This is a genomic window from Bordetella ansorpii (assembly GCF_900078705.1).
Taxonomy (GTDB): domain Bacteria; phylum Pseudomonadota; class Gammaproteobacteria; order Burkholderiales; family Burkholderiaceae_B; genus Bordetella; species Bordetella ansorpii_A.
Genome location: NZ_FKIF01000009.1, coordinates 83,994 through 103,899, shown reverse-complemented (window position 1 = coordinate 103,899; position 19,906 = coordinate 83,994). Strand labels below are relative to the sequence as shown.

Annotated in this window: 20 protein-coding genes; 13 read left to right on the top strand and 7 right to left on the bottom strand. The window is 64.2% G+C overall.

The window, feature by feature from the left end; translation table 11 throughout:
* Positions 1-81 precede the first annotated feature (81 nt).
* The 6 genes from A6745_RS23205 to radC all read left to right on the top strand — a co-directional run bounded on the left by A6745_RS23205 (position 82) and on the right by radC (position 7,369).
* On the top strand, positions 82-1,305 hold the full coding sequence (locus A6745_RS23205) for an ABC transporter substrate-binding protein (RefSeq protein WP_066132474.1): 1,224 nt from the start codon (positions 82-84) through the stop codon (positions 1,303-1,305).
* Positions 1,306-1,392: 87 nt separating this feature from the next.
* Positions 1,393-2,886: a CoA-acylating methylmalonate-semialdehyde dehydrogenase gene (locus tag A6745_RS23200; protein ID WP_066132469.1), complete on the top strand. Its 1,494-nt coding sequence runs from the start codon at positions 1,393-1,395 to the stop codon at positions 2,884-2,886.
* 105 nt (positions 2,887-2,991) lie between these two features.
* On the top strand, positions 2,992-3,939 hold the full coding sequence (locus tag A6745_RS23195) for a CysB family HTH-type transcriptional regulator (protein WP_066132466.1): 948 nt from the start codon (positions 2,992-2,994) through the stop codon (positions 3,937-3,939).
* Between the two features lie 253 nt (positions 3,940-4,192).
* A complete protein-coding gene (locus A6745_RS23190) occupies positions 4,193-5,392 on the top strand; it encodes a tyrosine-type recombinase/integrase (RefSeq protein WP_042933706.1) in 1,200 nt (399 codons plus the stop codon).
* Positions 5,389-6,534 (top strand): PDDEXK nuclease domain-containing protein, encoded by a 1,146-nt coding sequence (locus A6745_RS23185; RefSeq protein WP_042933705.1) that lies wholly within the window; start codon positions 5,389-5,391, stop codon positions 6,532-6,534. Before A6745_RS23190 ends, A6745_RS23185 begins: the two co-directional genes overlap by 4 nt.
* A gap of 325 nt (positions 6,535-6,859) precedes the next feature.
* On the top strand, positions 6,860-7,369 hold the full coding sequence (gene radC, locus A6745_RS23180) for a RadC family protein (protein ID WP_033939127.1): 510 nt from the start codon (positions 6,860-6,862) through the stop codon (positions 7,367-7,369).
* Positions 7,370-7,409: 40 nt separating this feature from the next.
* Here radC and A6745_RS23175 read toward each other — a convergent pair whose 3' ends face one another.
* Complete coding sequence (locus A6745_RS23175) at positions 7,410-8,333, bottom strand: LysR family transcriptional regulator (protein ID WP_042933704.1); 924 nt, start codon at positions 8,331-8,333, stop codon at positions 7,410-7,412.
* Positions 8,334-8,399: 66 nt separating this feature from the next.
* Here A6745_RS23175 and A6745_RS23170 point away from each other — a divergent pair, with 66 nt between their 5' ends.
* Positions 8,400-9,017 carry a LysE family translocator gene (locus A6745_RS23170; RefSeq protein ID WP_033939129.1) on the top strand — a complete coding sequence of 206 codons (618 nt, stop codon included), beginning with the start codon at positions 8,400-8,402 and terminating at the stop codon, positions 9,015-9,017.
* Between the two features lie 107 nt (positions 9,018-9,124).
* Here A6745_RS23170 and A6745_RS23165 read toward each other — a convergent pair whose 3' ends face one another.
* Together A6745_RS23165 and A6745_RS23160 are read right to left on the bottom strand one after the other, a co-directional pair.
* A complete protein-coding gene (locus tag A6745_RS23165; RefSeq protein WP_042933703.1) occupies positions 9,125-9,760 on the bottom strand; it encodes a LysE family translocator in 636 nt (211 codons plus the stop codon).
* Positions 9,761-9,848: 88 nt separating this feature from the next.
* A complete protein-coding gene (locus A6745_RS23160; RefSeq protein ID WP_033939142.1) occupies positions 9,849-10,688 on the bottom strand; it encodes an AraC family transcriptional regulator in 840 nt (279 codons plus the stop codon).
* Between the two features lie 612 nt (positions 10,689-11,300).
* Between A6745_RS23160 and A6745_RS23155 the strand changes: the two genes are divergently transcribed.
* Both A6745_RS23155 and A6745_RS23150 read left to right on the top strand, forming a co-directional pair.
* Entirely contained in the window at positions 11,301-12,128 is an 828-nt protein-coding gene (locus A6745_RS23155; RefSeq protein ID WP_042933702.1) for a DUF932 domain-containing protein, read from the top strand.
* Between the two features lie 85 nt (positions 12,129-12,213).
* Entirely contained in the window at positions 12,214-14,256 is a 2,043-nt protein-coding gene (locus tag A6745_RS23150; protein WP_042933701.1) for a ParB/RepB/Spo0J family partition protein, read from the top strand.
* Positions 14,257-14,427: 171 nt separating this feature from the next.
* On the opposite strand, the gene A6745_RS28405 is transcribed toward A6745_RS23150, so the two are convergent.
* Complete coding sequence (locus A6745_RS28405; RefSeq protein WP_079388463.1) at positions 14,428-15,144, bottom strand: hypothetical protein; 717 nt, start codon at positions 15,142-15,144, stop codon at positions 14,428-14,430.
* A 760-nt stretch (positions 15,145-15,904) separates the two neighbouring features.
* On the opposite strand from A6745_RS28405, the gene A6745_RS23140 reads away from it, so the two are divergent.
* Positions 15,905-16,219 (top strand): DUF736 domain-containing protein, encoded by a 315-nt coding sequence (locus A6745_RS23140; RefSeq protein ID WP_033938364.1) that lies wholly within the window; start codon positions 15,905-15,907, stop codon positions 16,217-16,219.
* Positions 16,220-16,261: 42 nt separating this feature from the next.
* Here A6745_RS23140 and A6745_RS28390 read toward each other — a convergent pair whose 3' ends face one another.
* From A6745_RS28390 to A6745_RS28380, 3 genes are read right to left on the bottom strand one after another with little or no spacing between them, the layout of a single operon-like run.
* Entirely contained in the window at positions 16,262-17,158 is an 897-nt protein-coding gene (locus A6745_RS28390; protein WP_033938363.1) for a TIR domain-containing protein, read from the bottom strand.
* Positions 17,158-17,445: a hypothetical protein gene (locus A6745_RS28385; protein ID WP_033938362.1), complete on the bottom strand. Its 288-nt coding sequence runs from the start codon at positions 17,443-17,445 to the stop codon at positions 17,158-17,160. Before A6745_RS28385 ends, A6745_RS28390 begins: the two co-directional genes overlap by 1 nt.
* A 13-nt stretch (positions 17,446-17,458) precedes the next feature.
* The gene (locus A6745_RS28380; protein WP_071556405.1) at positions 17,459-17,752 is read right to left on the bottom strand and encodes a helix-turn-helix domain-containing protein; all 294 of its coding nucleotides are present in this window, start codon (positions 17,750-17,752) and stop codon (positions 17,459-17,461) included.
* Between the two features lie 304 nt (positions 17,753-18,056).
* Between A6745_RS28380 and A6745_RS23130 the strand changes: the two genes are divergently transcribed.
* From A6745_RS23130 to A6745_RS23120, 3 genes are all read left to right on the top strand, one after another.
* Positions 18,057-18,407 carry a DUF2958 domain-containing protein gene (locus A6745_RS23130; RefSeq protein WP_033938361.1) on the top strand — a complete coding sequence of 117 codons (351 nt, stop codon included), beginning with the start codon at positions 18,057-18,059 and terminating at the stop codon, positions 18,405-18,407.
* Positions 18,408-18,744: 337 nt separating this feature from the next.
* Positions 18,745-19,542, top strand: a complete 798-nt coding sequence (locus tag A6745_RS23125; protein WP_066132460.1) for a DUF2285 domain-containing protein — start codon at positions 18,745-18,747, stop codon at positions 19,540-19,542.
* A gap of 75 nt (positions 19,543-19,617) precedes the next feature.
* The gene (locus tag A6745_RS23120) at positions 19,618-19,902 is read left to right on the top strand and encodes a helix-turn-helix transcriptional regulator (protein WP_066132456.1); all 285 of its coding nucleotides are present in this window, start codon (positions 19,618-19,620) and stop codon (positions 19,900-19,902) included.
* Positions 19,903-19,906: the final 4 nt, after the last annotated feature.

Here is a 19,906-nt window from a genome sequence, read left to right as displayed (position 1 = left end):
TGTTGTTAGGGGATTTTCACACACCTACACTGCACCAGGGGCCGTCCGCGGACCCCATACAACAATACCGAGGAGACACGAATGAAGATGCACGCACGCGGCCTGGCCGCAGGCTTGTTCCTGGGCGCGCTGGCCACGGCCCCGGCGGGCGCGGCGGATCGTCCGCCCGTGAAGATCGGCGTCCTGACTGACATGTCCGGCACCTATGCCGCGATGGGCGGCCCCGGATCGGTGGCCGCGGCGCAATTGGCCATCGACGATTGCCTGGCCGCCGAATGCAAGGGCATGCGTATCGAGCTGGTGTCCGCGGACAACCAGAACAAGGCGGACGTGGGCGCGGCGCGGGCACGCGAGTGGTTCGACCGGGACGGCGTCACCGCCATCGCCGACCTGACCAACTCCGCCGTCGCGCTGGCCGTGCAGGGCATCGCACGGGAGAAGAACAAGGTCGTGATGTTTTCGGGGCCCGCCACCACGGCGTTGACCAACAAGGATTGCTCGCCGGTCGGCTTTCATTGGATGTTCGACACCTATTCGCAGTCGGCGGGCGGCGCCAAGGCCACCGTGCGGGCGGGCGGCAAGTCCTGGTACTTCGTCACGGTGGACTATGCCTTCGGGCATTCGCTGGAGGCCGACACGACCAAGGCGGTGAAGGCGTTGGGCGGATCGGTGACGGGCAGCGTGCGGCATCCCCTGAACGCGCCCGATTTCGCCTCGTATCTGCTGCAGGCGCAGAGTTCCCGGGCGCAGGTGGTGGCGCTGGCCAACGGGGGCCAGGACACGGTGAACGCCGTGAAGCAGGCGCGTGAGTTCGGCATCGTGGCGGGCGGACAGCGGCTGGTGGCGCTGCTGATCTTCCTGTCCGACCTGCGCGCGCTGGGACTGGAGAACGCGCAGGGGCTGTCCTATGTCGACGGTTTCTATTGGGACTACGACGACGCCTCGCGGCAGTGGTCGGCGCGTTTCGAAAAGGCATTCCGCGGCACCAAGCCGACCATGACGCAGGCGGGCGTGTATTCCAGCGTGCTGCATTACCTGAGGGCCGTGGCCGCCTCGGGCAGCACGGACGGCAAGGTGGTGGCGGACCGGATGCGCGAGCTACCGATCCGCGATCCCATCATGCGCAATGCCGCCATCCGGCCCGATGGCCGCGTGATCCACGACATGTATCTGTACGAGGTGAAGACGCCGGGCCAGTCGAAGGGCGGCTGGGACTATTCCAAGCTGGTGGCCACCATTCCCGCCGCCGAGGCCTTCCAGCCGCTGTCCGAGTCGACCTGCCCCCTGGTCACGGCGGGCAAATAGGCCGCGCCGCGCAGGGCGGCTTCACGCATCGAATCCCGCGCGGCGCGTGCCGCGCATGACAAACCAAGCAGTGCAAGGAGCAACGATATGGCCGAAGTCCCGAACCTGCCGCTGTTGATCGGCGGTGAACTGGTGCAGTCCGAGACCACGCAGTGGCGCGACGTGATCAACCCCGCCACGCAGGAAGTGGTGGCGCGGGTGCCCATGGCGACCCGCGAAGAACTGGACCGCGCCGTGGCCAATGCCAAGGAGGCCTACCAGGGCTGGCGCAACAGCGGCCAGGGCACGCGCATGCGCGTGATGCTGAAGCTGCAGCAACTGCTGCGCGAGAACACCGGCAAGCTGGCCGAGATGATCACCCGCGAGCACGGCAAGACCCTGCCCGACGCCGAGGGCGAAGTCGGACGCGGCCTGGAGGTGGTGGAGCATGCGTGCTCGATCGCCAGCCTGCAGTTGGGCGAGTACGCCGAGAACGCGGCCTCGGGCATCGACGTGTACACGCTGATCCAGCCGCTGGGCGTGTGCGCGGGCATCACCGCGTTCAACTTCCCGGTGATGCTGCCATGCTTCATGTTTCCGCTGGCCGTGGCGTGCGGCAACACCTTCGTGCTGAAGCCGTCCGAGCAGGATCCGAGCGCCACGCTCTTCCTGGCCCAACTGGCGCTGGAGGCCGGCTTGCCGGCGGGCGTGCTGAACGTGGTGCATGGCGGTCCGGACATCGCCAACGGCCTGTGCGAACACCCTGACATCAAGGCGGTTTCGTTCATCGGCTCGACCCGCGTGGGCACCGAGATCTACAACCGCGCCTCGGCGGCCGGCAAGCGCTGCCAGTCGATGATGGGCGCCAAGAACCACTGCGTGGTGCTGCCCGACGCCGATCCCGAAGTGGCGCTGAACCAGTTGCTGGGCGCCGCCTTTGGCGCGGCGGGCCAGCGTTGCATGGCGGCGTCGGTGGCGGTGCTGGTGGGCGAGGCGCGCAACTGGCTGCCCGAGTTCGTCGAGCGCGCGAAGAAGCTGAAGGTGAACGCCGGCACGGACCGCCAGGCGGACCTGGGACCGCTGGTGTCGGCCAATGCGCGCAAGCGCGTCGAAGGGCTGATCCAGCAGGGCGTGGACGAAGGCGCGAAGCTGCTGCTGGACGGCCGCGGCGTGAAGGTGCCCGGCTTCGAGGCGGGTAATTTCGTCGGCCCGACGGTGTTCGGCGACGTGACCGAGCGCATGCAGGTCTACACCGAGGAGATCTTCGGCCCCGTGCTGTGCGTGGTGGGGGTGGAGACCCTGGAAGAGGCGGTGGCCTTCATCAACCGCAATCCGAACGGCAACGGCGTGGCGCTGTTCACGCAGGACGGCGGCGCGGCGCGCTACTTCCAGAACCACATCGACGTGGGGCAGGTGGGCATCAACATTCCCATCCCGGTGCCGGTGGCCTGGTTCAGCTTCACCGGGTCGCGGGGATCGAAGCTGGGCGACCTGGGCCCCAACGGCAAGCAGGCCGTGCAGTTCTGGACGCAGACCAAGACCGTGACCGCGCGCTGGTCGGCGCATGGGCGGACGGTGAACACCACCATCTCGATGCGCTGAGCGGCTCGGGGCCTGCCGGGATGCATGTAAGTTTATACAAATAAGTTATTTAGATATCGTTCTATATTACTTATAATCGGTTCCTTCCCAAGAGGGGCCGATTTCATGAACTTGCAGCAATTCCGCTTCGTGCGAGAGACCATCCGGCGCGACTTCAACCTGACCGAAGCCGCCCGGATGCTCTACACCTCTCAGCCAGGGGTGTCCAAGGCCATCATCGAGTTCGAGGACGAACTGGGCGTGAAGATCTTCGAGCGCCACGGCAAGCGCATCAAGGGGCTGACCAAGCCCGGCCTGGCGGTCTCGCAGGTCATCGACCGCATCATGCGCGAGGTCGACAACCTGAAGAAGGTCAGCGACGAGTTCGCCCGCCGCGACGAAGGCGGGCTGGTCATCGCGTGTACCCACACCCAGGCGCGCTACCTGCTGCCGCGCGTCATCCCGGCCTTCCGCAAGCAATTCCCCAAGGTGCACCTGTCGCTGGCCGAAGGCAGCCCGGCGCAACTGGCCGAGATGGTGCTGCACGAGCAAGCCGACCTGGCGCTGGCCACCGAATCGCTGGCGCTGACGCCCGGCCTGGCCACCTTGCCCGTGTACGCCTGGGAACACACGGTGGTGGTGCGGCCCGATCACCCCCTGGCCGAGCTGACCTCCAGCGAGGCGCGCCGGCTGACGCTGGCCCAGCTGGCCGAGTTTCCCATCGTCACCTACGACCGGGCGTTCACCGGCCGTTCGACCATCGACGAGGTGTTCGCCGGCCAGGGCGTCCATCCCGACATCGTGCTGGAAGCCATCGACGCCGACGTGATCAAGACCTACGTGGACGTGGGCCTGGGCATCGGCATCATCGCCGGCGTGGCCTATGACCCGCGCCGGGACGGCAACCTGGTGGGGTTGCCGGTGGGGCATCTGTTCGGCACGCATACCACGCGCGTCGGCCTGAAGTCCGGCGTGTTCCTGCGCGACTACGTCTACACCTTCCTGGAGATGCTGGCGCCCGCGCTGTCGCGCCAGGCGGTGACCGAGGCGGTGCAGGGCGTGCGCGCCGAATAGCAGGCACGCCTGCGCCCAACTGCCTCCCGAGCGAGGCGGATACGACCCCCGCGCCGCGCTTCAAGCGGCTTTTTTTTGTTTGACGATGACTCCAGCCCGGCACTTCGCTGGACTGCGCCTAAGCCCGCTACAGCAGGTTTATCAATAACTTAGGCGCGTCCATCATATGCCGGTGCTTTCCGAAACTTGACCCGGCTTCCGGTCGCGTGGCTCCCATGTGGCTCTTGGAAACCGAGGTTTCCGAGGAGTCATCATGGCAAAAATCAAACTCACCAAGTCCGCCATCGATGCGGCAAAGCCCCAGGCGCAGGCCGTCGAACTCCGGGACACCGTGGTGCCCGGCTTCCTGTGCAAGATCACCCCAGCGGGTCGTAAGGTGTTCATGCTCCAGTACCGCACGAACGCCGGCGAGCGCCGCAAGCCCGCCCTGGGCCAGTACGGGGAACTGACCGTCGAGCAAGCCCGTGTTATGGCGCAGGAGTGGCTGGCCGAGGTGCGCCGGGGCGGCGACCCCAGCGCGGCCAAGAATGCCGCCCGCAAGGCGCCGACCATGAAGGAGTTTTGCCACACCTTCATGGAGGACTACTCCAAGCAGCGCAACAAGCCCAGCACGCAGCGCGGCTATCAGGGGGTCATCGACCGCAACATCATTCCCATCATGGGCCGGATGAAGGTGCAGGACGTGAAGCGCCCGGACGTGGCCGCGCTGATGAAGAAGCTGGCCCACAAGCCGGCCGAGGCGAACCGCACCTTCGGCGTGCTGCGCAAGATGTTCAACCTAGCCGAAGTGTGGGGCCTTCGCCCGGACGGCACCAATCCGTGCCGCCACGTTCCCATGTACCCGCCCGGCAAGGAAACCCGGCTCATCGTGGACGATGAACTGGTGCGGATCTTCCGCCAGTTGGAGACGCTGGAGGCAGAGGGACTGGAGAACTACGTCATTCCGCTGGCGATCCGCCTGCAATTCGAGTTTGCCGCCCGCCGCTCCGAAATCTGCCCGCTCGAATGGGACTGGGTTGATCTGGAGAAGCGCCGGGTGGTCTGGCCCGACAGCAAGACCGGCGGCATCTCCAAGCCCATGAGCGAGGAAGCCTATCGGCTGCTTTCGACGGCGCCGCGCCTGGAAGGTTGCCCCTATGTCCTGCCGTCGCCCAACGACGCGACCAAACACTTGACCCACGGCGAGCACTATGGCGGTTGGAAGCGCGTGCTCAAGGCCGCCGGCGTGCCACATGTTGGCACGCACGGTATCCGCCACCGGGCCACCACCGACATTGCCAATTCGGGCGTGCCAACCAAGGTGGGCATGAAGCTGACGGGCCACAAGACCGTAGCGATGTTCATGCACTACGTCCACACCGAGGACAAGCCGGTGCGGGAAGCGGCCGAACTGGTGGCGAGCCGGCGGCAGGCCATCACGGGCGTGCGGCGCCTTGCGGAGGCGACGGCATGAGCAAGAAGACGCTTTCGGTGGCGGGGGACACCCCCGCCGCCCCGCCAGCCGGTTATGCCGGCATCCACGGCGGTATCGTGGAAGTGCTCGATGCCGCCCGCCATGCGGCGGCACGCAGCGTCAATGCGCTGATGACCGCCAGCTATTGGGAGATTGGCCGCCGGATCGTGGAGGCCGAGCAACGGGGCAAGCGGCGTGCCGGGTACGGCGAACAGTTGATCGAACGGCTGTCGGCTGACTTGACCGCGCAGTTCGGGCGCGGGTTCAGCCGCCCGAACTTGCAGCAAATGCGGTCGTTCTTCCTGACCTGGCCAATTCGCCAGACAGTGTCTAGCGAATCTTCCCCGGCGCCAGTGGCGCGGGCGCGTCCCTGGCGCCTCGATGAACTGGCCCAGGTCTTCACGCTGCCGTGGTCGGCCTACGTCCGGCTGCTGTCGGTCAAGGACGAACACGCCCGCCGCTTCTACGAGGCCGAAGCCCTGCGCGGCGGATGGAGCGTGCGCCAGCTCGACCGGCAGATCAACAGCCAGTTCTACGAGCGCACGGCGCTGTCGAAGAACAAGGCGGCGATGCTGGTCAAGGGCGCCGTGCCCAACCCCGGGGATGCCGTCACTCCCGACGACGCGATCAAAGACCCGTATGTGCTGGAGTTCCTTGACCTCAAGGATGAGTATTCGGAATCCGATCTTGAGCAAGCCCTGATCCGGCGGCTGGAGGATTTCCTGCTCGAACTGGGCGACGGTTTCGCCTTCGTCGGGCGGCAGCGCCGATTGCGCATCGACCAGACCTGGTATCGGGTCGATCTGCTGTTCTTCCATCGTCGCTTGCGTTGCCTGGTCATCATCGACTTGAAGCTCGGCGCGCTGACCCATGCCGACGTGGGCCAGATGCACCTCTATTGCAACTATGCGAAGGAGCACTGGACGTTTGCCGACGAGAACCCGCCCGTGGGTCTGATCCTCTGCGCCGACAAGGGCCATGCCTTGGCGCGGTATGCGCTGGAGGGCTTGCCGTCCAAGGTGATGGCGGCGAACTACAAGATGGTGCTGCCGGATGCCGAAGTGCTGCAAGAGGAACTGGAGAACACGCGGCGGCTGATCGAATCGCGCGGAACGATCGTCCCCAAGAAGCGCAAGCGATAACCGGGCGTCCCGGCGTGCCGCCGTCGGGTTCGCGGGCTGCGCCCCGCGCTTCGTGCCGAATCGCGGCCATCCAGCTTTGACCCCTGACGCCTTCGGCCCTCGCGGGCCTGCGCGCTGCGCTTGCTCAAAGGCGGGTGTGTGCAGTGGGCGGGGTTTAGGCGGTCTTGCTGTTCCCTTCACCGTACCACGGCGTTCTCGCCGTCAAAGGCGGCGCGCGCCATGCGCGCTGGCGTCCTGGCGGCCGTCTTCGACCTTGTGACTGCTTGCGCTGCGCCGTGCTGAACACGGTTCCGGGCAATTCCGCCCGAGCAACCGGAGCACGATCATGTCGCAACTGTCCTTTTCCTCGTTCGATGACGCTTTGCTGGTGCGTGACTCTCACGGGCACTATGCGCTGGCATCGGCCGATCAGATTCTGGAGGCCGCGCGCCTGGTCATCGACCAGAAGATGCAGCGGGGTACGTCTTTCACTTCACCGGCGGCGGTCAAGGAATACCTGCTTGCCAAGCTGGCCGGCTTCGAGCATGAGGTGTTCTCGGTGTTGTTCCTCGACACGCAGCATCGGCTGATCGAATACAGGGAAATGTTCCACGGCACAATCGACTCGGCCGAAGTGCATCCGCGCGAAGTGGTCAAGGAGGCGCTTCGGCTCAACGCGGCGGCTCTGGTCATCTCGCACAACCACCCAAGTGGCAACCCGGAGCCGAGCGCGGCAGACCGGGCGCTGACCCGGCGGCTCAAGGATGCGCTGGGGCTGGTGGACGTGCGCGTGCTCGATCACGTCATCGTCGCTGGCAGCACCACGGCGTCGTTCGCAGAACGCGGCCTGATCTGACCAAGGGGCTTCGGCCCCTTTTTGCTGCGCCCGATTGCGGCTATGCCAAGGCCCGCAGCCATGCCAGCAAATCGGCCTGCGGGCTATCGGGCTGCAAGGGCCGCGGCGACAACAGGCAATAGCGCGAGCCGTCCTCCACGAAACCCAGCGGCGCGGCCAGCACGCCGCTGTCCAGATCGTCGCGTGCCAGATGCCACGGGCCGACCGCCACACCCAGGCCGGCCACGGCCGCCTGCAAGCTGAAATAGAAATGATCGAAGGTTTGTCCCGGCGCATCAGGTGCGGGCTGGTCTGCGGCCGCCGCCCATTCCGGCCACGCGCCCGGCCGCGTGCGCGTGTGCAGGCGCGGTGCGCCGGCCTTGAGCGCGGCGCCGGCCTTCTTCGTGGTGAACCAGGCCGCCACCTTGTCGGGACGGCAGACCGGGCCGACCTTTTCCGCGAACAAGGGTTCGGCGTGGTAGCCCTCGGGCCAGGGGAAGTCGTCGCGGCGGATCGCCAGGTCGATGCCGTTGGCGAAGGAGAACGGCCCGCCCCCGGCGACCAGGTGTACGTCGATCCCCGGATGCCGGGCCTGGAAGTCCGGCCAGCGCGGGATCAGCCAGCGCATCAGCAGCGTCGGCTCGCACGACAGCACCCAGCGCCGCCCCTGGCGGGCGCTGGCGCGCAACTCGCCGACGGCCTGCCGCATCAGATCCAGCCCATTGCCCACGGCCCGCGCCAGCGTGCGGCCGGCATCGGTCAGGAACACGCGCCGGCTGCGGCGCTCGAATAGCGCCACGCCCAGTTCGTCTTCGAGCAGGCGCACGGCGCGGCTGACCGCGCCGTGGGTCAGGTGCAACTCGGCCGCCGCCCGGCTGAAATTCTCCAGCCGGGCCGCCGTCTCGAAGCAGCGCAGGGCCAGCAGCGAAGGCAGGCGCGAATCGCTCGATGGTGATTCCAGCTCACCATTCTTGTCAGAAAACATCGTTATCCACCGGGAGATGTTGTCGGTAGCATCTCGCTAATTCGTTGTTCTTCGACAGGATACGCCATGACCGAATTGATAGCTGTCATCACAATCACCTTGCTGGCCGTCATCAGCCCTGGGCCGGACTTTGCGATGGTCACGCGCAACAGTCTGATGCTGTCGCGCCGTGCCGGCATGCTGACGGCCCTGGGCATCGGCTTGGGCGTGCTCGTCCACGTCACCTATACGCTCGTCGGCGTGGGCCTGTTGATCCAGCAGTCGCTCTGGCTGTTCAACGCCATCAAGTTGGTCGGTGCCGTCTATCTGATCTATCTCGGCGTGAAGATGCTGCGCGCCAAGCCCAGCGGCGCGCTGGCCGACAGTACCGTGGCGCCGCTGTCGGATATGGCGGCTTTGCGTACCGGCTTCCTGACCAATGCGCTGAACCCGAAGACCACGGTGTTCATCGTCAGCCTGTTCATGCAGGTGGTGCGGCCCGACACGCCGCTGGCGGTGCAGATCGGCTACGGCGCATTCATCTCGGTTGCGCACATGGCCTGGTTCGGCCTCGTGGCGCTTTGCTTCTCGGCCGGGGCCGTGCGCGACCGGCTGCTGGCCGTGCGCCACTGGATCGACCGCGCCTTCGGCGGGCTGCTGGTCGGATTCGGTGTCCTGCTGGCGGTGGCGCGCGGGGCGCGCTGACTGCGCGGGGCATCGCGCCGCCCTGCGGCGTCTCGACCCTGGGGGGGAAACGCTGCCTCGGAAATCCGAGACAGCGTTTCGGAAATCCATTCCCTATCGTGTGCTTCTCAACGTGCCAGGAGGACGAGGACAGCCACCGCCAGCAGGATCAGCATGGCACCGGAGATGCGTTCCAGCCACGGCAGCGCCCGCGCGAAGCGGCGCAGCACGGCCTGGTTGCCGATGAGGACTGCGACCAGCACGTCCCACAGCAGCACGATGCTGAACATCCAGACGCCATAGATCGTCTTCCAGCCCGCGCTGGCATGCGCGCCGGTCAGCATCGCGGCCAGGCTCGCGTAGAACAGCGCGTTCTTCGGATTCAGGATGCCGGACAGGAAGCCCATGCCGGTTGCGCGTCGCCACGCGATGAAAGGATGCGCGGGTGCCGTGGAACGCCCGCCATTCGAGACATCCAGGTCGCTGCGGCCCGCGTGGCGGATGAACAGCACGCCAAGATAGAGCAGGTAAGCGCAGCCGGCCAGTTGCAATACGACGAACGGGAGGCTGTCCGGGCGCAGTGCCGCCATGCCGGCGAAGGCGGCAACGATGAAAACGCCATTGGCGACGGCGATCCCCAGGCAGGCGCCGCTGGCGACCCGCCAGCCGGCGGACAGCGAGGTTCGGGCGATCAGGAAAAAGTCGGGGCCGGGAGAAAGCAGCGCCAGGAAATGCGCTGCGGCAATCATCAGGAACGGCTGCATTCAGGACGCACTCGTAGTTTTTCTACGCAGTGTGCCGGCCGCAGCGCCTTCCGTATTGAAGGAAATTGCAGCCGCGCCGCTTGCGGCGTCAGGCCCGGAAACGGCCGGGCGTCACACCGGCATGCGCCTTGAACACCCGCTGGAAATGGGCCTGATCGGCGAAGCCGAGATGCTGGGCCACGTCTGCAAGGCTGTCACCGCTGCGAATCCACTCCCTGGCGAGGTTGACGCGCTGGTTGAGTTGCCAGGCGTGCGGCGTCATGCCGGTGACGGCGCGGAATGCCCGGATCACCTGATAGCGGCTCATGCCTGCCAGGTCTGCCAACTTCTCCAGGGTGGTAGTGGCGGTGGGCGAAGCACACAGACAGTCCAGGGCGGGCCGAATCCGCTCCGCCAGGTTCGACGGCACGGTCGGCCCTTTGATGGAGAGCCCCTGTTCGGTGTCGTAGTCCCCGACGAACTCGATCAGCGCGGCCTCCTTCTCGATCGGGTCGCCTTCCTTGAACAGCAGCACGTTGAGTCGGCAGAAGTGCGCATAGACCGCCGGATCGGTCACGATGCGCACCGGCTCGTCGTCCATCGCGTCGGTTCGGGCGTACTCCCGCCGAACAGCCTGGAGCCACGCGGCGTCCAGGTGCAGCATCTGGTAGCTCCAGGCGGTGTCCGGAGCCGGGTTGCACGCATGGACACGTGATGCGGGCACGAAGACGAGCGTGCCAGGGGACAGGAGAACCGGGCCATCGGCGGCACCGGTGAAAACGCTGGTGCCGCCATCGACGGCACCAATGGAAAAGGTCGGGTGATGGTGGGGCTTGTAGCAGGCCCGGCTCTGGCAGGCGCGGCGGCTCTCGACGAAGGGCAAGGCCGGATCGCGCCAGAATGCCTGGGTATCGCTGCATTGGCCTGCACAGTCCGGACGGCTAGTCATCGTTTCGAGATCGGCGTCCATGCAGTCTTCGCACATTGTTGTTCTGAAAGGTGCGGTGTCTCGGAAACAGACACCCCTGGGTCGCTGGCAATTTTAGCTTCCGGGCCTGGAACAGGCATCCATTCATTAGCGTCCCCGGCCAAGAAGCATGGCCGGGTCGCGCTGTCGTGCGTTGCATCGAGCCTCGCTGCACGAGTCTCGCCCCTGACGGGCTTCCATCCCTGACGCCTACGGCCCGGCTTCCAGCTCCGGGCCTGCGCGCTTCGCTTGCGTGCGGTCTGCACATCAAGGCGGCCGTTGCCTTGTCCAGCCGTCTCCCCTGACTTCATCACCTTGTCCGCGACTGTAGCCCGCGGCCGTGTGCCGTCAAGGCGCGCAGGGCCGTGTCCTCGGCTGCGCCTGCGGGCCGCACCAACCCTGCGCTTGTTTCCTTGACGGCCCCCGTCCGCGCGCTCCTGACCGTCGCGGGCGATGAACTCAGGAAAGACGGTGGCAACAGGGCCAACCGGGTTCCTCGTGCCGACCGCACCGAACAGCCGAAAGGCTGGGCTCCGAATCTAGGAATCCGGTGTGCGGTTTGAACAGCAAACCCTTTTCGTCAGGAGAAATGCCATGCAACTCGCATCCCGATTCGCTTCCCGTTCCCCCTCGCTGCGCAGCGATTACCCGCTGTCCGACGATCAAATCCGCAGGGTCGCGCCGTCCATCTTCGCGGACGCGCCGCACGAAAGCCGTTCCGAGCGGTACGCCTATATCCCGACCGCCGCCGTGCTGGCGGAGCTTCGCAAAGAAGGGTTCCAGCCCTTCATGGCGTGCCAGACCCGCGTGCGCGACGAAGGCAAGCGCGAACACACCAAACACATGCTGCGCCTGCGCCATGCAAGCCAAATCAACGGCGCGGAAGCCAATGAAATCGTGCTGCTCAATTCCCACGACGGCACGAGTTCTTACCAAATGCTCGCGGGCATGTTTCGGTTCGTGTGCAGCAACGGTCTTGTCTGCGGCGACACCGTGGCCGATGTGCGCGTACCCCACAAAGGCGACGTGGCCGGACTGGTCATCGAAGGCGCTTACGAAGTCTTGAGCGGCTTCGACCGCGTGGAGGAATCCCGCGATTCCATGCGCGCCATCACCTTGAACGATGGCGAATCCGAAGTGTTTGCCCGCGCTGCGCTGGCCCTCAAGTACGACGACCCCGACAAGCCCGCGCCCATCACGGAATCGCAAATCCTGATGCCGCGCCGCCACGACGACCGCCGCCCGGACTTGTGGAGTGTGTTCAACCGCACGCAAGAGAACTTGACCCAAGGCGGCCTGCGCGGGCGCAGCGCCAACGGACGCCGCCAGCAAACCCGCCCGGTGCAGGGCATCGACCAAAACATCCGCCTCAACCGTGCGCTCTGGCTGCTGGCCGATGGCATGCGCCAGTTGAAAGCCTGACCCCACGCGGCAGGGGCAGGCAGCAGCCCTTGCCGCTTCTCTCGCTGCTCTCGCTGCTGCATCCCAATCGCTAGGAGTTATCACCATGAAAGCCGTTACTCAAACCGAAACCCGCGCCATCGAAACTGCCGCCGCGCCGCTGGAAGTGGCCGACCCGACCAAGAACCTGATTTTGGTTCCGCTCTCGCAGTTGCTGCCGCGCCGCTCCAAGCGCAACGCACGCAAGACCCCGCGCCTGTCCATTCCCGAACTGGCCGCGAGCATCGCCCGCATTGGCCTGCTGCAAAATCTCGTCGTCATTCTTACCGCCGATGGCGAGCAATACGAAGTGGTGGCCGGCGACCGCCGACTGACCGCGTTGAAGCTGCTGGCGAAAAAGAAGCGCATCGCCGCCGACTTTGAGGTGCCTTGCCTGCTGGTGCCCGACGCTTCGGCCCGTACCGTCAGCCTCGCGGAAAACCTGCTGCGCGAGCAGATGCACCCGGCCGATCAGTTCGAGGCTTTCGCCGCGCTGGTCAAGGAAGGCCGGCCCATCGAGGACATTGCCGCCGACTTCGGCGTGTCCCCGCTGGTGGTGCAGCGCCGCTTGAAGCTGGCCAACGTCTCGCCGCGCCTGCTGACCGACTACCGGGCCGCAGCCGTCACGCTGGAACAGTTGATGGCCCTGAGCATCACCGACGACCACGCCGCGCAGGAAGCCGCGTTCTACGGTGCGCCCGAATGGCAGCGTGGCGCGTCCGCGCTGCGCGAACGCCTGACCGAGCGCGAAATCGACGCCACGCATCCGCTGGTGCGCTTCGCCGGGCTGGACGCCTACACGGCGGCGGGCGGCGGCATCCGCCGCGACCTGTTCGCGGAAGGCGATGCCGGAACCTACCTGACCGACCCCGCGCTGCTGGAAACGCTGGTGCGCGGCAAGCTGGATGCGCTGGCCGGGAACGTGCGCGCCGAGGGTTGGGCGTGGGTGGAAGCCGTGCCGCACATGAGCTACGCCGAGCGGCAGGCATTCCAGAACGCGCCGCGCCAGCGCCGCGAACCGACCGCCCGCGAAGCCCGCCGCATTGCCTCGCTGCAAAGCCGCCTCGACAAGATCGACGCCGAACTGGAAGAAGCCTACGACGCCGAGGACGAGGACAAGACCGAGGCGTTGGAACCGCGCCGCGAACAGGTCGCCGGGGAACTGCAAGCCGTGGAGGAAGCCTTGCAGGGCTACGCCCCGGACGTGCGCGCCGTGGCCGGTGCCATCGTCACGCTCGACCGTGAGGGAGAAGCCGTGATTCATCGCGGGCTGCTGCGCGAAGCCGAAGCCAAGGCGCTGCGCACGCTGGAACGCTTGCGGCAGGGTTTCGGCAGCGCGGAAGGCGAAGCCGGGAACGACGACGAAGGCGAGGACGCCGAGCCGCCCAAGGCCGCGAGCCTGTCCGACCGGCTGGCGCAGCGGTTGAGCGCGCACCGCACCGCCGCGCTGCAAATCGAAGTCGCCCGGCATCCGCAAGTCGCGCTGGCCGCGCTGGTGCATGGCATGGTGCAGACCGTCTTGCAGGACAGCCACTACGGCCACGACCTGCCGCTAGGCGTGAGCATGAAAGTGCAAGACCGGCTGGAAGGCATGGCCCCGGACTGGCCGGAATCGCCCGCCGCCGTGGCGCTGCGTGAACTGCAACAGGTGGCGGGTGAAGCCTTGCCGGAGGACAGCGCCGAACTGTTCGCCGCGCTGCTGGCGAAGCCGCAGGATGAACTGGTGCGCCTGTTGGCCGTGTGCGTGGCGTCCACGGTGGACGTGGTGACGCCCCGCGCTATAGCACAGCAGCCGGGCGCGGAACTGGCGCAGGCCGTGAGGCTGGACATGGCGGCATGGTGGAAGCCGACCGCAGACGGCTACTTCCAGCATGTACCGAAGGCCGCGATTCTGGAAGCCGTTGAGCAGTACGCCCCGGCACACATCACCCGGCTGGCGAAGTTGAAGAAAGGCGACATTGCCAGCGAAGCCGAACGGCTGGCGAACGGTACGAGCTGGATGCCTGCTATCTTCAAGGCTGAAACGTCGGAAACCATGCAGGAGCAAGACAACGCCCCGGCGGATGCCGAAGCAATGGCGGATGAACTCACGCAGGCGCTGGCCGCTTGAACTTTGCGGAAGGTAAGCGCCTCGGCCACAACCGGGGCGCTTCGCTTTGTGCGATTCATCAAGGCGCAGGAATAACGCGGTCAGCAAGCACAGCGCCCAGGCCGTTCCGTCCTGGGCGCTGTGAAAAGCAAATCCGGGCGCGTCGGTGTCCGCGCCCGGATTTAAAACGAGTTATTGCTGAGAATTCGGAGTGTCAGATTGCGCATTCTTTGAAGAATGAGCCTCTTGTTCTCTTTGCCACTGACGACGCATCCGATTCGCTTCTCGACGCTCATGCAGCCTATCAAAACCGCTAAACACATCTACCTTTGTGCGTTTTTTCCCTTTGGCAACCGGACTCCAGTTTTCCTCAATTTTCTTGATGTGTTTGGCGATCTCAACCAATGGCTCATCTCCGAGACGACTGACTCCCTCATGGTCGAGCATACTTAAGGTATATGAATTTTTCTGACGCTGTTGGCTGGACGCATCACGCTTCCAGCTAATGTCAACTTCGTAGGTCTTGCCCTTCAGTTTTCCGAATTCAGACAAATAACTCACCATGCCTTGACCGGGTTTGAGGACACTTATTTTCTGGAATGGGATTTCGACCCGGTCTCCGCGTGCCTCCCCATTTTCTAGTGGAGGATCGAAGGCGATAGAAATGTCATATGCTGTCGCATTTCCGGTGTTGTCGATGTGAATATCAAAATGCCGCATTGACCACCGATTGGGAGTGAGTGTCACGACGACATGTGGTTGAGCTGCGGCTTCAGCCATCCTTGTCGTTTCATGCGCAAGAGTCTTGGTTACGCGCCATAGAAAAAAAGTTGCGACAGCGGTAACTATCGTTCCTAGGACACCGCCAACGGCAATAACAGTATTAACCCAAGAGGGCATGCCTTCCATAAGATCTCCCATAAATTATCCGGTGGCGTATCGCTTCGTGGCAGTTTAGCGTGACCCACTAAAAATTATGAGCGTGTCGGCGCAATGCCCGCCGGGCTTTCGGGCTGCGCCCCGTGCCGTCTTTGCCGTCACGGCCATTCGGCTTCAATCCCTCGCGCCTTCGCGCCTGCGGCGCTGCGCGCTGCGCTTGCGGTGAAGGCAGCGCCCCGCCGCAATGATCGGGGCTTGTGGGCCTACGCCCCGGCTTGCTGCCGCAGGTTGCACGAAAGCGTGCCGTCCTCGACCCTGGCAGTTCGTCGCCTGTACGTCACGAAGGACGGTTCACCGACACGCCACCCGGCCTCGCTATGGAGCATCCACGCCACGCATCAAGCCCGTCGCCGCAATCTGCGGCAAGAGGCGTTCTCGCTTGTCGTTGGGGGGTTGGCCTTGCCCGCGTCAGGGCGCAAGCCGGTGAAGCCGACACGCGGGGATACCGAGTCGGCCATATCTCCATTCGGGAGCGGGCGGCCCGTGCGTCCTTGGCTTGTCGTGAATCCTGGCGAGGGAATGGCTACGCCTTGGGCTTCATGGCCGCAACCTTCCAGCGAAAACAATTTCCCCGCCGCTGCGCGGCTTCCTCGCGGGACAAATTCTTTTCGCTTCCAGGTTCTCCACGGTGTTGCGACCGCTGCGCGGTGCGGCCAGCCCATCCCCCGCCGGCCGGATCACAACAAGGACGCACTGGCGCGACCTTGTTCAACCCGAAAGGAGAAACATCATGGCTAACATCGGCACCTTCACCGCAGAGAAAGACGGCTTCACCGGCCAGCTCCGCACCCTGGCCCTCAACGTCAAGGTCAAGCTGATTCCCAACGACAAGGGCGACACCGAGAACGCCCCCGACTTCCGCCTTCAGGCGGCCGGCCACGACATCGGCGCGGCGTGGAAGAAGACCAGCGAAGCCGGGCGGCCCTACGTGTCCGTATCCCTCGACGATCCTTCGTTCCCGGCGACGGTCTATGCCCGCCTGATCGAGAACGAGGACAGCACGCACGACCTGATCTGGTCGCGCAGCAAGCCCAAGGCGGCCTGACGGCCGCCCACCGCGCCCCGCCCATTGCGGCGGGGCACAACTCTATGCACGCATGACCTTATTCCAGTCGATGCTATGACCGGCAGCTTCAAGCTCACGCGCAAGTGCCTGTTTCCAGCCCCCGCTGCTATCCATCGTCTCCCAAACGACACCGGCGAAATCGCTTGGAATTTCCACCGCCCCGCGTTTGAGAGCACATACCTTGTCTCTGCCCAGGCGACCAATAAAGTACCCCAACTCCAAAAGCACATTCTGACGGGCTCTGGGCTCAGGCGTTCCTCCTTTTACGCAGCCCTCATCATCTGGCGTAAGCAGAACTACTGCGAAACCAACATCACTGTGTGCGACCACTTTTTCGATAATCGTTCGTCCTTGGTTAGCCTGTTCGTGCAAGATGATGGCTTCAAGTCCGATTCGCTCAAGAAATCGTGCCACTGTTTCACGAGCACCATCATCGTGACCGTGAACAATAAAGACCTTGCGCGAAAATTGAGCTTTTAACATGACATCCGTGCTCCCCTTGGCCTGGATATAACTCTTGTAATCTCGCACAAAGGGAATGATTAGCTGGCCAGTAAGTGCGTGGATTCCAGCAATGATCTTTTTTCCGGAATAGAAAAAATGGTGTCCGAAGTTGGTAGCGTAGCCGGGGTCTGCCGCCAGCTTCTCGATTAAAAGCAACGTCAACCCCAGCACCTGATTGGGCTCATCTGGCCAAGCAAGCTGGGCGCTTCCAACCATGCTGCCCCCGGTCTTTTCACTTTCAGCGATGAACGCCTCAACGTCGAGACCTTCCGTGAGCTCGGCGTTGTATGGCTCAAGGTCGGGATGCCGTAGCAGTTGAGCCAATTTTTTGAGCGGTCTTTCGTAGGTTTGAAGCTGTGAGGACTGCAAGTCTAGAACTGCATTGTTTATTTCCGAGAATAAGTCTTTAGCCATCACTCATCCTCATCCGACTTTAATCTAGCTTCTGCCGATTTTTCAAGAATACTCTCCCGATACTTTTCCTTCATTTGTTCTGCGAGAGGGCCAACGATAGGGTTCGAAGAATATTCCCCTAAGCGCTCGTCGATCATTCGATTGACCGATTGAATTGCGCCCTCAATGCTGGCGGGATCATGTGGATCAAAGTTTACGACCCCCAGTTCGCCGTCTAACTCACTCAAGGCGCGCTGCGCATCTTTCAGGTTTTTCTGAAGCTTATCCAGTCCGGTAATTTTGAACACGACTCACCTCCTGTTATTTATTCGGAGGCTCGGAAAATAATGAAACTTCCCGAGCAATGTGATCCATCAGTTCGTGGACGCTTTTTGGATCACTACCTGCATACGCAAGGACCAGCAGCGTGAGTGGGTGAACATCCAGCACGGCACAAACATCTTCAATCTTATTCAATGTTGGGCTTTTCAGCCCTCGCTCCAGAGAGCTGAGGTAAGTTCGGCTGGACACATCCGAGAACGCCTCCTGGCTCAGACCACGCGCCTTTCTGATCCGCCGCAGTGCATCGGGCAACGATGGCTTAAACGCTGTCATTCTGAACTTTCCCCAAAATCCAGAATGACAACCTGTTGCATCCTATAGGGCTACAATCTATAGTGTTCATTTCGTGTTTTTGTGTCTTTACTGAAATCCGCATCGGCGGCTTTCTTCAAAAGCGGGGAACCGCCTCCGTGTCTTTCCTGGCCTGCGCAATTCCGCTTCGTCGTTTCTGTGCATGTACGGATTCGATGGCTTGCGCCTTCGTGCTTTTCCGCCAAAGCACGCATCCGCTTCAGCGGTTCCGCGCTTCGGTGGAAAATCGTATCCGTGCATGCTCGGGTGCGTGGGGATTCGAGCCATGACCCAGCCGCTCGTCACCGCTGAACAGCGGGCGCAACTGCTCGCCGTCGGCGAGGCACGCGCCGCTGGTCGGAGCATCGACCCGATGCCGACGGTACGGCTGTTCACTCCTGACGCGCACGCCACTTGGCTGCTGGCCGCGCTCGACCCGGCCGATGGCGATACGGCATGGGGTCTGTTCGACCTGGGAATAGGCATGCCCGGCCTGGGCCATGTGAAGCTGTCCGATCTGGCGTCCATCGTCGGGCCGCGCAAGCAGCCGGTGATGCGCGATCGCCACTTCCAGCCGGTGCGGCTGCTGTCGGAGTACCTGCGGCTGGCCGAGGAAAACGGCTCGATCACTGACTGACCAACCCCAGTCAACAACAGCGCATTCTGACTATTTCAGTCTTACTCAAGACCCGGAAGGTCTGAATCCACACTCTTGCACCGAAGCGGTGCGCTTCTGCTGGAAACAGTCATGATCTTTGGCGCGGGCTGCTGCACGGTGCTCCATGCTGCGCACCATTTTTGCGGAGGTGCAGCCGTCGCATTCAGACGATTTCCGCAATGCCCTGGAGCGAATCAGTCTTGACACCAGCAGTTACAGCTTACCCCGATCTTGATGACGACTTGATGGCGACTCGATAGCTCTTGCACGCCGGAATCCGTGGCGACGTTCCTGCTAAACGACAGGAGGTTGCGTCATGGCTGACCCGAGCGCCGAATACTGGTATCCGACCGCCGCGTATCTCTACACGCTGCACCTCGACGGCCCCGCGCTGGCGTGGGAATACCTGCGCCGCCACCCCGACTACCGCAGCGACTGGCTGCGCCGTCGCCGTCGGCCAGAGGCCGCCGCGCGCTGGGGATTGCGCCTGCTGGAAGATCCCGCCCTGGATGCGCGCGACGCGCATCCGATCTGGTTCCCCGATGCCGACACAGTGGTTCAGCTCTACCCGGATGCCGACCCGCCACCCGATGCGTTGGCCTTCGAGTTCTGGCGCATTCCCGGCCAGAAGCATCTGATCCACGATGGCAAGCGCCTGGTGGTGCTGGCACGCTGGCCGGGCTGCTGCCTGCGCTTCGCGCTGGCACCCGACCTGAGCGATGGCATAGCCTACGCCTATGCCATCCGCGCCTGCGCCACACCGTGCGTCCGCTATCAGGCACTGGCGGCCGAGCTGGACAAGCTGGCCATCGCTAGCGACACCTTACCCGCGGGAACGGCACGGTCGCGGCCGGCACCCGCTGCGCTGCTGGAGTTGAACACGCTCCAGGCGCTCGACGGCATCCTCGCGGGCGCGTCCCTGCGCGACGTGGCCGAAGGGCTGTTCGGCGTCGATGCTGTCGCCGCCGACTGGTACGCCGACAGCGCCTTGCGCGCCCGCGTTCGCCGGCTGGTACGGCGGGGCGATGCGCTGATGCGCGGCGGCTACCGCCGCCTTGCACAGCTTCCACCCGTTGCACAGGGACGCGCTGCATCCCTTGCAAAACGTCCCTGAGCAGGAAGCCTTGCTTTCTTGAAAGTGCCTCTATCCGGCCGCGTGGTGTGGCCGGGCTTGATGGAGGTACATCCCATGCGACCCGCTCCCTTGCGGCCTGCCGCCGCTGCTATCGCTGCGCCCGTGCAGCCCCAACGCTACCTGACCAACGACGAAGCCGCCGAATACTTGCGGCTGTCGCCGCGCACGCTGGAGAAACAGCGCGTGATCGGCGGCGGCCCGAAGTTCCGCAAGTTCGGCCGCCGCGTCATGTACGCGGTGGCCGACCTCGATGCCTGGGCCGACCAGCGCAGCTACGAGGCCACGTCCGACCCGGAATATGCCGAGCGTCACGCGGGCGACTACCGTGATGGCCGCTGATCGT

Excerpts from the sequence above, each read along its gene's own strand:
- A6745_RS23205 (WP_066132474.1), top strand. The coding sequence starts at position 82 with ATGAAGATGCACGCACGCGGCCTGGCCGCAGGCTTGTTCCTGGGCGCG.
- A6745_RS23200 (WP_066132469.1), top strand. The coding sequence starts at position 1,393 with ATGGCCGAAGTCCCGAACCTGCCGCTGTTGATCGGCGGTGAACTGGTG.
- A6745_RS23195 (WP_066132466.1), top strand. The coding sequence starts at position 2,992 with ATGAACTTGCAGCAATTCCGCTTCGTGCGAGAGACCATCCGGCGCGAC.
- A6745_RS23190 (WP_042933706.1), top strand. The coding sequence starts at position 4,193 with ATGGCAAAAATCAAACTCACCAAGTCCGCCATCGATGCGGCAAAGCCC.
- A6745_RS23185 (WP_042933705.1), top strand. The coding sequence starts at position 5,389 with ATGAGCAAGAAGACGCTTTCGGTGGCGGGGGACACCCCCGCCGCCCCG.
- radC (WP_033939127.1), top strand. The coding sequence starts at position 6,860 with ATGTCGCAACTGTCCTTTTCCTCGTTCGATGACGCTTTGCTGGTGCGT.
- A6745_RS23175 (WP_042933704.1), bottom strand. The coding sequence starts at position 8,333 with ATGTTTTCTGACAAGAATGGTGAGCTGGAATCACCATCGAGCGATTCG.
- A6745_RS23170 (WP_033939129.1), top strand. The coding sequence starts at position 8,400 with ATGACCGAATTGATAGCTGTCATCACAATCACCTTGCTGGCCGTCATC.
- A6745_RS23165 (WP_042933703.1), bottom strand. The coding sequence starts at position 9,760 with ATGCAGCCGTTCCTGATGATTGCCGCAGCGCATTTCCTGGCGCTGCTT.
- A6745_RS23160 (WP_033939142.1), bottom strand. The coding sequence starts at position 10,688 with ATGACTAGCCGTCCGGACTGTGCAGGCCAATGCAGCGATACCCAGGCA.
- A6745_RS23155 (WP_042933702.1), top strand. The coding sequence starts at position 11,301 with ATGCAACTCGCATCCCGATTCGCTTCCCGTTCCCCCTCGCTGCGCAGC.
- A6745_RS23150 (WP_042933701.1), top strand. The coding sequence starts at position 12,214 with ATGAAAGCCGTTACTCAAACCGAAACCCGCGCCATCGAAACTGCCGCC.
- A6745_RS28405 (WP_079388463.1), bottom strand. The coding sequence starts at position 15,144 with ATGGAAGGCATGCCCTCTTGGGTTAATACTGTTATTGCCGTTGGCGGT.
- A6745_RS23140 (WP_033938364.1), top strand. The coding sequence starts at position 15,905 with ATGGCTAACATCGGCACCTTCACCGCAGAGAAAGACGGCTTCACCGGC.
- A6745_RS28390 (WP_033938363.1), bottom strand. The coding sequence starts at position 17,158 with ATGGCTAAAGACTTATTCTCGGAAATAAACAATGCAGTTCTAGACTTG.
- A6745_RS28380 (WP_071556405.1), bottom strand. The coding sequence starts at position 17,752 with ATGACAGCGTTTAAGCCATCGTTGCCCGATGCACTGCGGCGGATCAGA.
- A6745_RS23130 (WP_033938361.1), top strand. The coding sequence starts at position 18,057 with ATGACCCAGCCGCTCGTCACCGCTGAACAGCGGGCGCAACTGCTCGCC.
- A6745_RS23125 (WP_066132460.1), top strand. The coding sequence starts at position 18,745 with ATGGCTGACCCGAGCGCCGAATACTGGTATCCGACCGCCGCGTATCTC.
- A6745_RS23120 (WP_066132456.1), top strand. The coding sequence starts at position 19,618 with ATGCGACCCGCTCCCTTGCGGCCTGCCGCCGCTGCTATCGCTGCGCCC.